Origin of the sequence: Yersinia intermedia (genome assembly GCF_900635455.1) — a bacterium.
Taxonomy (GTDB): domain Bacteria; phylum Pseudomonadota; class Gammaproteobacteria; order Enterobacterales; family Enterobacteriaceae; genus Yersinia; species Yersinia intermedia.
The window spans coordinates 3,581,204-3,596,476 of the sequence record NZ_LR134116.1 but is presented as its reverse complement, the minus strand read 5'-3'; the positions used below and the strand labels follow the sequence as shown (position 1 = coordinate 3,596,476).

The following is a 15,273-nucleotide window of genomic DNA, read 5'->3' as shown; positions in this document are numbered from 1 at the left end:
GCATCAATACTGTTCAAACTGGTTCCAGAACGATTCGCTGCCTTCCTGCCCCTGAAATCTATTGGGTATAAATTAAAGACAGCTTATCTGATTTTATGTGCTTTCTTCGACAGTTGCTGTGACTCGCCCCACTGGGTGGTGAGGTTTTCCCGCTAAATATTGCTGGCGGAAATAGTGGAAATGGGCCGTTAATTGGTCTGCGGCCCGGATATCACCTGCTTGTTGTAGCAGGGCGGCGGCGACTTCGACCGTGCAGTGTTGCTCTGGGCGCGGGGCTTCACGTAACAGATAATCCGAGCTATTAGTGACATTGAGTGACAGCATCGGCAGGTCAGCCAGATAGGGACTTTTGCGGAACATCTTTTTGGCTTCGTTCCAGGTGCCGTCCAGCAGTATAAATAGCGGAGGCTTATCGCTGATGGGCAAGTGATTGAGTATCTGCCGTGGCGGTTCAGCGTATTTTTCTGGGAATACGACATATGGCTGGCGCGTCGGGTCGCTAATGGCTGCGAGCAACTCAGGGGCAACCTCAGTGCGTGCCCAGAGAAAGGCCTGGGTATCGGGTAGAATATCAGCGATTAAGCGACCGGTATTGCTGGGTTTTAGAGGTTCGGTATCAAACATAATCAGGCAAAAGCGGCTGGCGGCTGGCTGCGGTTTTATGGTATCGCACAAACAAAAACGCTCTGCCAACAGGCAGCCCTGACAACGTATTGCCCGACAACCACGGGCACGATAGGCGCGCGTGGATGCCGCTAAACGCTGCTGGCGTAAACGCAGTACGGCATTTTCCGTCGTGAGGACCGTATCTAAACTTAACGCATGGTCGGTGATGAATATTTCAGTCACGACGGACTCCTGATGAAATAGCGCTATTCTAATCAACCCTTGTGCTTAGTCATACCATAAAACAAAAAAACAATGCCCCGACAAAAAACTGTCAGGGCATCAATTTCACCGGGTGACTACGTTGCGCCGAAACGCGATAAATGGGTTAAACTAGCTTATCGGGCGGCTGACGCTACTGATAATTGCTCATCTAACCAATGATCAAAAGGTGCTTTTGGCAATGCGCCGCTGAGCATGTCGATCATTTTACCGTTGCGATACAGCATAATAGTTGGAATGCTGCGGATACGGAAACGGGTACTGAGTTCAGGTTCGGCTTCGGTGTTAACTTTGACGAAGCGGACTTTTCCGGCACGTTCTGCGGCCACGTCTTCAAAGATAGGCGCGAAGCTGCGGCAAGGGCCGCACCACGGAGCCCAGAAGTCGATGACCACCGGCAAGTCATCTTGCAGCAATTTATCCAGCGTTTCAGTGGTGGCGTTAATCACCTCGCCATCAAATAAAGAGTGGCCGCAGCGCCCACATTTAGCGCCGTCATCAATACGTTCTTCCGGTAGGCGGTTAGTCGCCATACAAGCTGCACATACCGTATTCATAGATTAGCCTTTATTTAGTGTCTCAATAGATAGAAGAGAAAACATCGCTGACTTGTTTCCTTGTTGTTATCTATTATGGAGATAAATGAGATAAGTGCCAAAAAGGTTTATTCGATGAATACGATAGTTGCTAGCTTTTAGCGCTTGGTTATGGCTAACCGGGCGGACATCAGGTAATCTTCGCGCCCTGCGCGTTGGTGGAGAAGACAATGAACGATTCATTTAGTGGCAAAAACGGCAAAGTCAAAGTGATGTACGTCCGCAGTGACGAAAGCAGCAGCGACGACCGTAACAACAATAACCGTAGTAAAAACCAGCGTCCGGCAAGCAAAGGTCGTCCAGGTGATAATGCAGGTCGGGGCAGCTCACCGCGTAGTAATGATTCACGTCGTAACGATTCCGGCCGTAATGAACGCGTGAGTCCTAGCCGCCCGGCACGTTCTGAAGGCAATGGACCTTACGATTCACCGTGGAAAACAGTATCTCGTGCGCCATCAGAAGAGCCAGAGTTTGATCATGGTGGTATCAGCGGTAAAAGTCATGTAGATCCGGCACAATTGCGCCGTCAGCGGGCTGAAGAAACGCGTGTTTATGGCGAGAACGCTTGTAAGGCGTTATTTGAAAGCCGCCCGGACGCTATCGTCCGTGCCTGGTTTGTGCAATCTGTTACCCCACGTTTTCGCGAAGCGCTGAAATGGATGGCGGCTAACCGCAAGGCTTATCATGTGGTTGAGGAAGAAGAGCTGGCGAAGGCTTCTGGCACTGAACACCATGGTGGCGTGTGCTTCCTTATCAAGAAACGCCAGGGACTGGATGCAGAAACCTATCTGCAACAGCAGACTCAGGCTAAAGATTGTGTACTGGCGCTGGAAGATGTGGGTAACCCACATAACCTCGGCGGCATTATGCGGACCTGCGCGCATTTCGGTATTAACGGCGTATTGTTGCAAGATCCGGCGATGCTGGAGTCGGGTGCGGCGGTGCGTACGGCTGAAGGTGGTGCGGAACATATCAAGGCTATCAATGCAGACGATTTCCTCTCAGTGTTGGATACCTTCCGTAAAGCCGGTTACACCATTGTGACCACATCGAGCCATAAAGGTGTCAGTCTGTCAAAAGCTGAACTGCCTGCCAAAATGGTGCTGGTATTAGGGCAAGAGAGTGACGGCCTGACCGATAGCGCTTGGCAGCAGGGCGATATGAGTGTGTCTATCGGCGGTACTGGCCGGGTAGAAAGCCTGAACGTATCAGTGGCAACCGGTATTCTGCTAGCAGAATGGTGGCGTCAGAATAGCGCCCAATAATACCCTGTATCGTTGAAACTGCAGGGTGAGCAGCGTTGCTTGCTGCCTACCTGCAACGCCAATGACGTTGGGTCTATATGACTGAGCTATAAAGTAAAAAGGGCGCTGATGATAAGTCAGCGCCCTTTTTGTTGCTCGGTGTTAGCCGTTAGTGCGCGCCACCGCCGCCACCGGAGGTAAAGGGTGGCTTAGCAAACCACACCAATGCCAGCAGTACCAGGAACACCCCCGCCGAAAGCCAGAAGATCTCATTTGCTGAGATAATCAGCCCCTGATTGGTAATCTCCCGTGCCAGATAAGCCGAGGCTTGTTGCTTGTTCATCCCCAGTTTTTCCAACTCCTGATACATCAGTGTCGCATTCGGATTGTACGGGTTAACAAACTCAGTCAGTTGCGAATGATGCATCGATTCTCTTTGCGTCCACAGCGTGGTGGTGATGGACGTACCAATCGACCCTGCCAGTGTTCGCAGGAAGTTAGACAAACTGGATGCTGCGGCTATTCGCTCCGGTGGTAAACCGGATAACGTAATCGCGGTCAGTGGCATAAAGAAGCAGGCAATCGCAAAACCTTGCACAAACTGCGGCCACGCCGACGCCCCAAAATCCATGCCCGGTTCGAATGTGTAAGCCCGCCAGTAGAAACATACCGCATACATAATGAAGCTGAATGTGACTAACTGCCGCATATCAATTCGATGGGAGAAGCGGCCAATAATAGGCGATAGCAGCACTGGCAATATGCCTACCGGCGCAGATGCCAAACCGGCCCAGGTGGCGGTGTAGCCATATACCTCCTGTAGTAGCTGTGGCAGCAAGACAATCGCGCCAAAGTACAACATATAGGCCAGGCTGATACACAAGCAACCAATGGTAAAGTTTCTCGATTTAAATAACGAGAGATCAATCACTGGATGGTCGTCAGTTAGCTCCCAAACTATCAAGAAGGTAATGGCAATCACGGCAATAACCGTCAGGACGATAATTTCGGTCGAGTTAAACCAATCCAGCTCCTTGCCTTGGTCGAGCATGATTTGTAAGGCACCGATCCCCACCACCAATAGCACCAGCCCCACCGTATCAATGGGTTTGATTTCAGTTTTGGTCTCGCGCCCTTTTAAGGTACTGCCTGCGACCAGAATAACCACCAGCCCGATAGGGATGTTGATAAAGAAGATCCAGCCCCAGTGATAGTTATCGCTGATATAACCGCCGAGGATCGGCCCAAATATCGGGGCCACGACAATTGTCATCGACCACAATGCCAGGGCCATACTTCGCTTCGCTGGCGGATAGTTATTGAGTAACAGGCTTTGTGACAGCGGAATCAATGGCCCTGCGACCAATCCCTGAATCACCCGGAAGAAGATAAGCATCCCCAGGCTGTTGGAAATACCACACAACCATGAGGCCAGAGCAAATAACCCCGTCGCCCACAGGAACAGACGCACTTCACCAATGCGCTTTGCCAGCCAGCCGGTGATGGGGATTGAAATGGCATTCGCCACCCCGAACGAAGTAATCACCCAAGTGCCTTGCGAGTTGGATGAACCTAAATCACCGGCAATAGTAGGAATAGCCACGTTTGCAATGGTGGAGTCCAACACCTGCATGAAAGTCGCTAATGATAGCGCGACCGTCATCCAGGCGAGTTGGGCACCCTCAAGCGGTTTTTGTGCCACAGAGGCCTCCGGCGCGCTTAACTTGCATTTGCATCAACATTAACCCGCATTCGCATGAACAATGTCGCTGATCATTTGATTAACCGGTGCTAAATCCAGTGACAACGCGTTAGTTACAAATGCCGGTTCTTTCCGCACATTTTGTGCCAGCACTTGGCCGTCGGTATTGGTGGTGTCCACTTTAACCGTTGTTGACAGGCCAATACGCAGCGGATGTTCAGCCAGTTGTTTGTTATCCAATTCGATACGGACCGGTAGGCGCTGAACCACTTTAATCCAGTTACCGGTGGCATTCTGCGCAGGTAACAATGAGAAGGCGCTACCCGTACCCATATCCAGGCCAACCACTTTCCCCTGATAAACCACGTTGTCACCATAGAAATCAGTGATAACGGTGGCACTTTGGCCAATGCGCATATTCGCTAACTGTGTCTCTTTAAAGTTAGCGTCAACCCACATTTGGTTCGCTGGGATAACTGCCATCAATGGCGCGCCATTGGCAATTTCAGCACCCACTTGCACACTGCGGCGTGAAACAAAACCGTCTACCGGGCTGACAACTTTGGTCCGTTGCACAGAGAGCCAGGCATCACGCAGCTTGGCCGCAGCCTGCTCAACCGCCGGTTGTTTTTCCAGTGGGGTATTCAAAACCAGCGCCTGATTGGCATTATATTGTGCAATCGCAACATCCAGTGAAGCTTGTGCTGCATCGACAGCATCACGGGCGTGTTGCACTTCTTCACGACCAATTGCATTAGCAGAACCCAGTACCACACGACGGCTTAAGTCATTTTGTGATTTACTTAGCTCCGTTTTTTTCAGGGCAATATTTGCCTGATACTGCTTACTGTTAATCATGAGTTGGTGGGTTTGACGCACACTGTTAGCCAGTGCGGTTTTTGCCTGCTCAAACGCCTGTTCAGCATCAGTTGGGTCAAGGGCCAGCAGCACATCACCGCTTTTAACCAAATCGGTATTTTCGACATTAACACTGATCACGCTGCCAGAAACTTGCGACATGATCTGTACCTGATTGCCTGAAATATAGGCATTATCAGTCTCTTGGTGATGACGCAGCACCAAGAACCAATAAATAAGATAGGCCACGCCAATGATGATAAAAATAACCGTCAGAAGAAGAAGCACATGCTTACGTTGCTTCTTTTTGTTGTTCTGCGGTTGTTGCGGGATTTGAGCTTCCGCGCTTGTACTCATGGTCTTCCCCACATTTTATATTGTTTTATTTTGTGAACCACCACTGACCGGTGCCTGATAGCCACCACTCAATGAACGGATCAAATTAATCTTGGCCTGCAATCAATAGTTGCTGGCGGTAAGTGCTGATTGTTGCTGTTGTAGATATTATGATTCGCTTGCTAACAATTTATCGCCACCAATAATCCTGGCTTTGAGCCTCTCGTACCCGCGCGGCATCAACGCATCAAGTTGGGGATCTTCCAGAACCCGCCACCACTGATGACTGAGTGCTAACGAACTGACTTTAGGCTGTGCTAATTGGCGTTTTGTTGGTTATCCAGTACTTGAGACTGAGGCGCAATGTTATCGCTTGAGGCGCAGCCCGCCGGAAAAATGCGGCGCACAAAGGCGTCAGTCTCCAGCTATGTGGGGATCGCATAGTTGTTTAGCTGGATCAAGTCATGCACCTGGGTAGATATGTTGGAATTACGGCTCCGGTACTTCCATTTGATCTAAACGAGTCAGTAACTTGCGCGTCAGCGTTTCAAGCTGTTGCTGTTCGTCGGCGTCGAGGGTTGACCAAAGAAAATGCAGGCACTTATGCTGTGGGGGCAGAAGTTGATTTAAAAACTCAACACCCGCTTCGGTCAGATGCAAATGCAAACAACGGCGGTCATTGTGGCTTTCGCGGCGCTCAATCCAGCCTTTCTTTTCCAACTCGTCAGCAATGCGGGTGGCATTAGTGCGCGAAGACCCCAGTGCAGCACTCAGTTCAGACGGTTGGATGCTATGACTTTCTTGTGCATCCAGGGTAATTAACGCCATAAACAAGGTTTCGTTAATCCCTTGCGCTTTCAGCATTTTGTTGCGATTTTCTAGCAATTTACTGTGCATATGCATACACAAGCGCGTCAGCAAAATCTCCTGATAAGGGAAATCCTTCTGGCGTTTGGCACGAAAATTAAGCATCTGTTCTATAGGACTAAACGAACTTTCCATTATAAGGAGCCTCATTAATTTCAAATGGTACAGTAACGATAGTGATTAATAATGTAAACGGTATAATTCGAGAAAAATTTAGCAATTCGTGTTATTCAGTCACTATATGTGAATAATGAGTGTCATTAATTGTAAGGGTATTGTGTTTTAGCTCACAATTTAGGCAATCATTCACCCCAAAATCATAAGTAATTTGAATGTCAGTCCGTAGCTGAGTGCGCCGAATAATGTGGCGAAGATAATACTGTTGGTTTTATAAAAGCCGCCGCAGATAACCAAAAAGCCAACCAATGTAGGGATGAGCTTCTGTGGGTTATGCATAATTTCTGGTGTGCTGGAAACCACCAATAATGCACAGATAGAAGCAATCCCAATGCTGTCCAACAGCAGTGACACTCTGCTCCGTTGCAGACTGGTTTGTTTACGTGCTGGCCCAAGGCGCAATGGTAAATAACGAAACAGGTAATTTACCATCCCCACCACTAAACCAATAACCAGGACATCCGAATTCATGGTGTCGGCTCCTGCTCGTTATTTTCACTGTGTTCAGTCACCACTGCGGGGGTGGGTTGCAGCAGGGCGGCCAGGCATCCAGCGCTAATTCCAGCCAAAATCGCCACCGGAATAGAGAACAACACAGCGCCAAGCAATGCGCCACTCAGCGAGGCGATAACAGTTAGGCTGTATTGGCGTTTAAATGAGGCCAGCAGAAAACTTAAGAACAACGCCGGTAGCATAAAGGAGAGGGAGGCCTCAATAGCGGGGTAATTCTCCAGCGGGCCATTGCCAAACATTGCGCCGATAGCGGTACCCGACACCCAAGATAACCAAGAGGTAAACGCGATACCCAGCATCCAGTTTTCGCTCCAACGCCGCTGATCTTTCATTAACTTGGCGGTAGCGGCAGCAAACACTTCATCGGTCAAACCAAATGCCCACAGGGCAGTTTTGTTACCTGATAGTTTGGTCAAAATACGGTGTTTAAGTGCTGGGCCATACAAGATATGGCGGATATCCATTGCCATCACGGTCAAGGCGGAAACCCATAGCGACATCCCCGCGCTGAGCAGGGCGGTGATAACGAATTGGCTGGCACCGGCATAAATAATGCAAGAAAAGAAGATAGCTTCCAGCGGCGTAAAACCCAGTTTTACCGAACTCAGACCAAAGGCGAAAGCCACCGGTAAATAGCCGATAACGATAGGCAAGCTATCGGTAATGCCCTCGATAAAGGTGGCTATTGGCCGGGTAGCTGGCGGAGACTCGGTAATTTGGCTTTGCATAAGATCGTTGGGTTACAGGGCAAAATAATATGTTAGATAACATTACCAGAGAGGTAATGGTCTTAATACCCTATAACCCAAATTTATAGCTATATTGATTATTAGTTAGCTAATCAACTGGGATCACTCAACAGGTTGATTTGCAGGAGGATCGAAACGTTTACCGGCCAGCCACGTAGTAATATTTAGGATACACAGCACCAACCCGGCGGCTGCCACGCCATACCAGCCTGCATGTTGATATGCTGCCGCTGAAATCAGCGAGCCTAATGCACCACCGATAAAGTAAGTAGTCATATAACCGGCGGTTAAGCGATTTCTGGCTTCCGGCATCATGCGATATATCACGCTCTGATTGGTAACATGCACCCCTTGTACCGCCAGATCCAACACGACAATACCGATAATCAGGGCGATGATTGAATGTTGCCCCAGAGCGATAGGTATCCATGACAACAGCAGTAATCCCAAACCGACGCTGGTGGTGATGCGGGCTTTACCTTTATCCGCCAATTGGCCTGCTTTGGTTGCCATCAGCGCACCTGCGGCACCGACTAAACCAAATAACCCGATGGTGGCTTCGGAGTAACCGAACGGCGGGGACGCCAGTAAGAAGGCCATTGACGTCCACAACACACTAAAGTTGGCAAACGATAGCGCGCCGAGCAAGGCACGGGTGCGCAGCACCGGCGTGTGAATAAACAGTGAGAATATCGATCCGAGCAGTTGACCGTAATTTAAACCGGTATGTTGTTTATAGCGCGGTAGGTAGCGCCACAACACCAATGCCATGACGAACATCAGTGCACTGGCAACCCAATAAATAGTCCGCCAACCGCCAATGGAGGCCAGTGCTCCGGCCACAGTTCGTGCCAGCAAAATCCCCAATAGCAGCCCGCTCATAATAATGCCGACCACTTTGCCGCGTTTTTCTGGCGCAGCCAGTGTGGCCGCCAGCGGCACCAGTAATTGTGCCACGACCGAGAACAGGCCAGTGAGCGCGGTGCCGACAATCATCATGGTGAGGTTTTGTGACATCGCGGTAATTAGCATACCGCCAGCAGCCAGCAACGTCATACCTACAATCAACCCACGGCGTTCAAACATATCCCCTAGCGGGACCAGGAACATTAAGCCGACGGCATAACCTAACTGGGCGGCGGTGACAATAAACCCAGCCTGATTGACCGAGAGATTAAAGGCTTGCGCGATGGTTTCCAGCAGTGGTTGGGCATAGTAGTTGCTGGCAACAGCCAGTCCGGTGGCGACCGACATCAACACGATTAATGCTGGACTTAAACCGGAGTTTTCAGCTTTTTGTTTCATGGGAGGAATGATTCTTATTGGCGAAGAAGAACAGTATTAGATAATTAGGAATGATAAACCAAGGGATAAATTTTATCTGATGAATCTCGCTGTTAGTTCAGTTTGGATCAAGTTGATCTTCGCTTGGTGAGCACTTGGCTTCAGTTTCTTCAACCGAGCAGGCTAATCGAACCGGGGCCGGCTGGCTCCCGAATGACAGAGTTAGCACTCAGCATGAAAATTCTCTTATTACTGCGGTGGGCTTGTATGCTATGTTCCGCAAAAATGCCTATGCTGAAACGATAGTTTCATTGGCCGGAGAAGGGTATGAAACAGATTGATGAGCGTTTGCGGGCGCATTACGCGCAATTAACCCCGCAGGAACAGCGCGTTACCGATTTTATTTTTGATCATTTTGATGACCTGATTAGTTATAACAGTGCCGAGTTGGCGCGTTTGAGTGGGGTATCTAAGGCCACGGTTAGTAGACTGTTTAAGCGCCTGGGGTACGCCAGTTATCGGGAGATGCGTGAAGAGGTCCGCACCTTGCGTCAAAGCGGTATGCCATTGACCGATAACCGTGATGCGGTGCAAGGGAACACTTTATTGTCTCGCCACTACAAGCAAGAAATGGCGAATTTGACGCATTGGGTGAGTCAGTTGGATAGCCTTCAGTTAGGCGAGGTTATCAATGCGATGGTGCGTGCACCGCGTATTTTGTTGTTGGGGCTACGAAACAGTTACCCGGTCGCGCTGCATTTACGTCAACAGTTGTTGCAGGTGCGCCAGCAAGTGCAGTTGGTGCCGCAAACGGGGCAGACGTTAGCGGAGGAGCTAGTAGATGTCACGCAGCGCGATTTAGTTATTGTGGTGGCATTTCGTCGCCGCCCGAAGGTTATCCGTGAGATCCTGCTACAAATGCAGATACAAGGCGTGCCGACACTGTTGATTTGTGAGCCACAGGCCCAGTCAATACTGCCGTTAGCGCGTTGGCGGTTAACTACACCGCTCGACAGTGTATCGGCCTTTGATAGCTACTCTTCGGCCATGAGTTTGGCGAGTCTACTGAGTAATGCCTTGTTGCATGAGACGCTAGCGCAGGGCCGCCAGCGAATTCATCAAATTGCTGATTTGTATGATTCTTTGGGCGAACTGGAACAGCGGTAGGTTGTTCGCTCGTTCAGTCGGTGAAAAGGCGATGGTTTTGTTTAGTCCCAGCGGCTTACGCCGTATTCGCTTCCCATTAGCGCTTTGTTGTTATTTTCATCAATTTACGCACCTTTATGGTGCGCTCTAACTGTTTTTCCGCACTCTCGTTGTGAGACTATCTCCCCAGTTTATGCCCCACATTGCGTTTAAATGACCTAAAGATGGGCTATTTGCATAAATCATCATTGGCATGATATTTGCAACTATAGTTTCATTTTTATGATTTTAAGAATCTATCGTTTCATTATTGAACTATCGGATATATGCTATGAACATGAAAAAAGCGGATGTTGCTCTTGCATGTTACTGATTTTTTAAGGACGGAGATTTTCTATGTCGGCAATGAACCCTAACCCACTGTTTTGTCAAATTAATCCACCGGCGCGGTTACTTATGGGACCGGGGCCGATCAATGCCGATCCCCGAGTATTGCGGGCGATGGCCAGTCAGTTGATCGGGCAGTACGATCCGGTGATGACGGAGTATATGAATCAGGTGATGGCGCTGTATCGCGGGGTTTTCCGTACCGAGAACCGCTGGACTATGTTGATCGATGGCACCTCTCGTGCGGGTATCGAGGCGGTTTTACTGTCGGCTATCCGCCCTGGAGATAAAGTTCTGGTGCCAGTTTTTGGCCGTTTTGGTCATTTATTGTGTGAAATAGCGCGCCGTTGCCGGGCTGAAGTGCACACCATCGAAGTGCCGTGGGGCGAGGTCTTCAGCCCGCAGAGGATTGAAGATGCTATCAAGAAAGTGCGCCCACGACTGTTATTGACGGTGCAGGGTGATACGTCAACCACCATGTTGCAGCCGCTGGCTGAGTTGGGCGAGATCTGTCGCCGCCATCACGTGCTGTTTTATACCGATGCGACTGCATCACTGGGCGGAAACGTATTAGAAACCGATGCCTGGGGGCTGGACGCGGTATCGGCCGGGTTGCAAAAGTGCCTTGGCGGGCCATCAGGCAGTGCTCCGGTAACCCTTAGCCCACAATTCGCTGAGCAAGTACGGCGGCGCAAGTGTATTGAGCAGGGGATCCGTACTCAGGATCATGCTGATGGTGACGAAGAGATGATCTATTCCAATTACTTTGATTTGGGCATGATCATGGATTATTGGGGGCCGGAGCGCCTGAATCATCATACCGAAGCCACCAGTATGTTGTTTGCGGCCCGAGAATGCGCACGAGTAATGCTGGAAGAGGGATTGGACAACGGGATTGCCCGTCATGCTTTGCATGGTTCGGCGTTGTTGGCTGGTATTCAAGGTATGGGGCTGGCAGTCTTTGGTGATATAGGGCACCGGATGAACAATGTGTTGGGGGTGGTTATCCCGGCAGGTATTCACGGTGAACAAGTACGGCAACTGATGTTAAATGATTTTGGTATCGAGATTGGTACCTCATTCGGGCCGTTAAATGGCAAGATTTGGCGTATCGGCACCATGGGCTACAACGCGCGCAAAGATTGTGTGCTGCAAACACTGGTGGCATTGGAGGCGGTATTAAACCGTTTAGGTTTTGCCACGGTTCAGGGCAACGGCTTGCAAAGCGCGTGGAATGTTTATCAGGCTGAGAGTGACAAACAGGCTATTGATACAGTAAACGGAGCGAAATAATGGCCGTTACCCTGCCGGATGCCGAGGCAGAGCAAGCTGCATTACGGGTATTGGCCCGTTGTGATGTGCTGGCGACCATCAGTGAATCAGCGGATGCGTTGACGCGGGTGTATCTATCTCCTGAACATTTGCGGGCAAATCAGCAGGTGGGCGAATGGATGCAGGCGGTCGGGATGCGCGTCTGGCAAGATGCAGTTGGTAATATTTGTGGCCGTTATGAAGGGCTGCAATCCGATGCGCCAGCCATATTGTTAGGCTCTCATCTTGATACGGTGCGTAACGCAGGCCGTTACGATGGCATGTTAGGCGTATTAAGTGCATTAGAAGTGGTGGGGTATTTGCACCGTCAGCAACAGCGGTTGCCGGTGGCCATTGAGGTGATTGGTTTTGCCGATGAAGAGGGAACGCGCTTTGGTATTACGCTGCTGGGGAGTAAGGGGATCACTGGGCGCTGGTCAGCCGATTGGCTGAGTAAAACCGATACTGAAGGTATCAGTGTGGCGCAGGCAATGGAAAACCTTGATTTTGACCCCACGGCGATAGCCAGTGCGCGGCGTGAGGTGAGTGATTTTTGCGCTTATCTGGAGCTGCATATTGAACAGGGGCCGTGTTTAGAAAAGGCCGATTTGGCATTGGGCGTGGTGACGGCAATTAATGGTGCACGCCGCCTGAATTGCCGATTCATCGGCTCTGCGGGCCATGCCGGTACGGTGCCGATGGGGCAGCGGCAAGATGCATTAGCCGGCGCGGCACAATGGATTGGTGCCGTTGAACGGTTGACCACTTGCTATGGTGAACATTTAGTGGCGACAGTTGGAACACTCAGTTGTTCGCCAGGTGCTGTGAATGTGATTGCCGGAGAGGTGGTTCTGACGCTGGATATTCGTGGCCCGCAGGACAGTCACGTGGACCAGTTACTGGTCAGTTTGTTGGCGCAGGCGCAAGTCATTGCCGCACGCCGCGGCCTGATTTTTTCATCGGAAGAGTTTTACCGTATCAGTGCTACCGAATGTGATGCGGTTTTGCGCCAGCGAATCAACGCCAGTATTGATCGGGTGCAGGGTAGCTCGTTAGCACTACCCAGCGGTGCGGGGCATGATGCCACTGCCGTTGCCGAGTGCTGGCCGGTAGGGATGTTGTTTGTGCGCTGCAAAGGGGGAGTCAGTCATCATCCTGATGAATCCGTCACGCGCCGTGATATTGCGATGGCTATTCAGGCTTATCTGGAAACAGTGCTAGCTTGGCGGCGGGTTTAACACCCTTGGGGGGCACTTTTGCGCCATGCTCCCCCTCGTTTTACCTTTACAATAATAAAAAATCATCAACATCGCGCCACGCCGGAAACGCTGCGCGATAGTGCTGCAATGCGTCTAAAGACAACTCAGCATCCAGTTGCGCAGCCAGTCCCGGTTCTGCTTGCGCCAACACCTCGCCTTGAGCATCCAGAATCACACTGTCGCCCTGATAGTGATGGCCGTTATCATCATCGCCGACCCGGTTACATCCGGCGACGTAAGCCTGATTTTCTATCGCGCGCGCTGTCAGTAAACTTTGCCAGTGTTTGGCACGGGGAGCAGGCCAGTTAGCCACATACAGAGCCAAATCATAATCTTGCAAATTACGTGACCACACCGGAAAACGCAGGTCATAGCAAACTTGCATCAAGATTCGCCAGCCACGCCATTCCACCACCTTGCGCTCTTTGCCCGCTTGATAGTGATGGTGCTCACCGGCCATGCGGAATAAGTGGCGTTTATCGTAGTGATGAACCCGCCCACTCGGTTCAACCAGCAGGAAGCGGTTCACGGCACCCTGCGCGGTTTTCAGCGCCACACTGCCGCCAATCAGAGCGTCAGTAACGGTGGCCCAATGGCGCAACCAGTTAATGACCTCTTGCTCTGGCAAGGCATTTTCAGCCGCATTCATGGCAAAGCCGGTGGTAAACATCTCTGGCAACACAATTACATCACGCTGCCGGAGTGGCTCCAACAGCATGTCAAAATGGCGCAGATTAGCCTGTGCATCCAACCATACCAATGGCTGTTGCAGCAGGGTCAGTTTTAAAGTTGACACAATCGCTCCGCAGCGGCGTCCAGCGTGGCATCCTGCTTGGCGAAGCACAACCGGATCAGTTTATGGGGGAACGGGCCTTCACAGAATACCGATAACGGTATTGCGGCCACGCCGATATGTTCGGTTAACCATTGGCAAAATTCAACATCATCAAGATCAGAAACCGCACTGTAATCAGCCAACAGGAAATAGGTGCCTGCGCTCGGTAGGATTTTCAGGCGGCTGGTGGACAGAGCATTGACGAAGCGATCGCGACGAGCACGATAAAATTCTGACAGTTGCTGCCAGTGCTCAGGTTCAGCATTGAGCATATCCGCCAATGCGAGCTGAACCGGCGTGCAAACCGAAAAGGTCAGATATTGATGAATTTTTCGCACTTCGGCACTGATAGCGGCAGGGGCGATGCAATAGCCCACTTTCCAGCCAGTCATATGAAAGGTTTTGCCGAAAGAGGACACGGCAATGGCGCGCTGGCGCAGTTGCGGATGAGCCAGCACACTGGCATGGCCTGCGGCGCTAAAGCAGATGTGTTCGTACACCTCATCGCTCAGCACATAGATATTACGTTCAGCAATCACTTGCCACAGTTGTTCAAAGTCTGCCGCCCGCCAAACGGTCGCTGAAGGGTTATGCGGCGTATTGACGATAACCAGACGGGTGCGTTCAGAAACCAGATCAGCGAATTCAGACCAGTCGGTGGCGAATGTTGGGGGTTTTAGTGCCACGCGCTTGAGTATACCGCCCGCCAATTTAACCACCGGTGCATAGCTGTCGTAGCTGGGGTCAAAGCAAATAACTTCGTCGCCTGGGCGTACCAAAGCGGTAATGGCGGCGAACAAGGCTTCGCTGGCACCGGTAGTGATAGTGACTTCGCCATCGGCATCGGGCTGCCAACCGTAGATTTTAGCCGTTTTCTCCGCAATTGCCTTTCGCAGCGGTGCCACGCCGGTCATTGGGGCATATTGGTTCGCACCTTGGCTGACGTGATAGGCCAATTGCTGTTTCAAATAGTCTGGGCCATCAAAATCGGGGAACCCTTGCGATAAGTTTATCGCTTGGTATTTTTGCGCCAATGCACTCATTTGCGTAAAGATTGTGGTGCCTTGTGCCGGCAATTTACTGTCTGGAATAAAGGATAAAGTGCTCATGCAGATGAATAC

Annotated in this window: 14 protein-coding genes and 1 pseudogene; 4 read left to right on the top strand and 11 right to left on the bottom strand. The window is 50.7% G+C overall.

Translation table 11 applies throughout. The features are described 5' to 3' along the window. Nucleotides 1-93 precede the first annotated feature (93 nt). Both EL015_RS16510 and trxC read right to left on the bottom strand, forming a co-directional pair. Complete coding sequence (locus EL015_RS16510; protein ID WP_005189071.1) at nucleotides 94-849, bottom strand: tRNA-uridine aminocarboxypropyltransferase; 756 nt, start codon at nucleotides 847-849, stop codon at nucleotides 94-96. Between the two features lie 155 nt (nucleotides 850-1,004). Further along, nucleotides 1,005-1,445, bottom strand: coding sequence for a thioredoxin TrxC (gene trxC / locus EL015_RS16505; RefSeq protein ID WP_005189074.1), 441 nt, complete (start codon nucleotides 1,443-1,445; stop codon nucleotides 1,005-1,007). A 209-nt stretch (nucleotides 1,446-1,654) separates the two neighbouring features. Here trxC and EL015_RS16500 point away from each other — a divergent pair, with 209 nt between their 5' ends. Then, nucleotides 1,655-2,749 (top strand): tRNA/rRNA methyltransferase, encoded by a 1,095-nt coding sequence (locus EL015_RS16500; RefSeq protein ID WP_005189077.1) that lies wholly within the window; start codon nucleotides 1,655-1,657, stop codon nucleotides 2,747-2,749. Nucleotides 2,750-2,897: 148 nt separating this feature from the next. Here the strand turns inward: EL015_RS16500 and emrB are convergent, their stop codons facing one another. From emrB to EL015_RS16460, 7 genes and pseudogenes are all read right to left on the bottom strand, one after another. Beyond that, entirely contained in the window at nucleotides 2,898-4,430 is a 1,533-nt protein-coding gene (gene emrB, locus EL015_RS16495; RefSeq protein ID WP_005189079.1) for a multidrug efflux MFS transporter permease subunit EmrB, read from the bottom strand. Nucleotides 4,431-4,469: 39 nt separating this feature from the next. Then, nucleotides 4,470-5,645: a multidrug efflux MFS transporter periplasmic adaptor subunit EmrA gene (gene emrA, locus EL015_RS16490; RefSeq protein WP_005189080.1), complete on the bottom strand. Its 1,176-nt coding sequence runs from the start codon at nucleotides 5,643-5,645 to the stop codon at nucleotides 4,470-4,472. A gap of 210 nt (nucleotides 5,646-5,855) precedes the next feature. Then, nucleotides 5,856-6,066: pseudogene (locus EL015_RS21970) on the bottom strand (efflux transporter outer membrane subunit); the annotation flags it as partial. Nucleotides 6,067-6,113: 47 nt separating this feature from the next. Continuing rightward, a complete protein-coding gene (gene mprA / locus EL015_RS16475) occupies nucleotides 6,114-6,626 on the bottom strand; it encodes a transcriptional repressor MprA (RefSeq protein ID WP_032907085.1) in 513 nt (170 codons plus the stop codon). Between the two features lie 171 nt (nucleotides 6,627-6,797). Continuing rightward, complete coding sequence (gene ygaH / locus EL015_RS16470) at nucleotides 6,798-7,139, bottom strand: L-valine transporter subunit YgaH (RefSeq protein WP_032907086.1); 342 nt, start codon at nucleotides 7,137-7,139, stop codon at nucleotides 6,798-6,800. After that, a complete protein-coding gene (locus tag EL015_RS16465) occupies nucleotides 7,136-7,909 on the bottom strand; it encodes an AzlC family ABC transporter permease (protein ID WP_005189088.1) in 774 nt (257 codons plus the stop codon). Before EL015_RS16465 ends, ygaH begins: the two co-directional genes overlap by 4 nt. Nucleotides 7,910-8,032: 123 nt before the next feature. Beyond that, nucleotides 8,033-9,235, bottom strand: a complete 1,203-nt coding sequence (locus tag EL015_RS16460; protein WP_005189091.1) for an MFS transporter — start codon at nucleotides 9,233-9,235, stop codon at nucleotides 8,033-8,035. A gap of 306 nt (nucleotides 9,236-9,541) precedes the next feature. On the opposite strand from EL015_RS16460, the gene EL015_RS16455 reads away from it, so the two are divergent. The 3 genes from EL015_RS16455 to hpxK all read left to right on the top strand — a co-directional run bounded on the left by EL015_RS16455 (nucleotide 9,542) and on the right by hpxK (nucleotide 13,296). Beyond that, the gene (locus EL015_RS16455) at nucleotides 9,542-10,381 is read left to right on the top strand and encodes a MurR/RpiR family transcriptional regulator (RefSeq protein ID WP_005189094.1); all 840 of its coding nucleotides are present in this window, start codon (nucleotides 9,542-9,544) and stop codon (nucleotides 10,379-10,381) included. 375 nt (nucleotides 10,382-10,756) lie between these two features. Further along, nucleotides 10,757-12,040 carry a pyridoxal-phosphate-dependent aminotransferase family protein gene (locus tag EL015_RS16450; protein ID WP_032907090.1) on the top strand — a complete coding sequence of 428 codons (1,284 nt, stop codon included), beginning with the start codon at nucleotides 10,757-10,759 and terminating at the stop codon, nucleotides 12,038-12,040. Then, nucleotides 12,040-13,296: an allantoate amidohydrolase gene (gene hpxK / locus EL015_RS16445; protein WP_032907092.1), complete on the top strand. Its 1,257-nt coding sequence runs from the start codon at nucleotides 12,040-12,042 to the stop codon at nucleotides 13,294-13,296. The genes EL015_RS16450 and hpxK overlap by 1 nt, the downstream gene beginning before the upstream one ends. Nucleotides 13,297-13,342: 46 nt before the next feature. On the opposite strand, the gene EL015_RS16440 is transcribed toward hpxK, so the two are convergent. Beyond that, the gene (locus EL015_RS16440; protein ID WP_032907094.1) at nucleotides 13,343-14,113 is read right to left on the bottom strand and encodes an amidohydrolase; all 771 of its coding nucleotides are present in this window, start codon (nucleotides 14,111-14,113) and stop codon (nucleotides 13,343-13,345) included. After that, on the bottom strand, nucleotides 14,101-15,261 hold the full coding sequence (locus EL015_RS16435; RefSeq protein WP_005189103.1) for a pyridoxal phosphate-dependent aminotransferase: 1,161 nt from the start codon (nucleotides 15,259-15,261) through the stop codon (nucleotides 14,101-14,103). The genes EL015_RS16440 and EL015_RS16435 overlap by 13 nt, the downstream gene beginning before the upstream one ends. Between the last annotated feature and the right edge of the window lie 12 nt (nucleotides 15,262-15,273).

Bases quoted from the DNA above. Each gene is read 5' to 3' on its own strand.
- mprA (WP_032907085.1), bottom strand. From the start codon at position 6,626: ATGGAAAGTTCGTTTAGTCCTATAGAACAGATGCTTAATTTTCGTGCC.
- EL015_RS16435 (WP_005189103.1), bottom strand. From the start codon at position 15,261: ATGAGCACTTTATCCTTTATTCCAGACAGTAAATTGCCGGCACAAGGC.
- trxC (WP_005189074.1), bottom strand. From the start codon at position 1,445: ATGAATACGGTATGTGCAGCTTGTATGGCGACTAACCGCCTACCGGAA.
- EL015_RS16500 (WP_005189077.1), top strand. From the start codon at position 1,655: ATGAACGATTCATTTAGTGGCAAAAACGGCAAAGTCAAAGTGATGTAC.
- emrA (WP_005189080.1), bottom strand. From the start codon at position 5,645: ATGAGTACAAGCGCGGAAGCTCAAATCCCGCAACAACCGCAGAACAAC.
- hpxK (WP_032907092.1), top strand. From the start codon at position 12,040: ATGGCCGTTACCCTGCCGGATGCCGAGGCAGAGCAAGCTGCATTACGG.
- EL015_RS16455 (WP_005189094.1), top strand. From the start codon at position 9,542: ATGAAACAGATTGATGAGCGTTTGCGGGCGCATTACGCGCAATTAACC.
- ygaH (WP_032907086.1), bottom strand. From the start codon at position 7,139: ATGAATTCGGATGTCCTGGTTATTGGTTTAGTGGTGGGGATGGTAAAT.
- EL015_RS16450 (WP_032907090.1), top strand. From the start codon at position 10,757: ATGTCGGCAATGAACCCTAACCCACTGTTTTGTCAAATTAATCCACCG.
- EL015_RS16460 (WP_005189091.1), bottom strand. From the start codon at position 9,235: ATGAAACAAAAAGCTGAAAACTCCGGTTTAAGTCCAGCATTAATCGTG.
- EL015_RS16465 (WP_005189088.1), bottom strand. From the start codon at position 7,909: ATGCAAAGCCAAATTACCGAGTCTCCGCCAGCTACCCGGCCAATAGCC.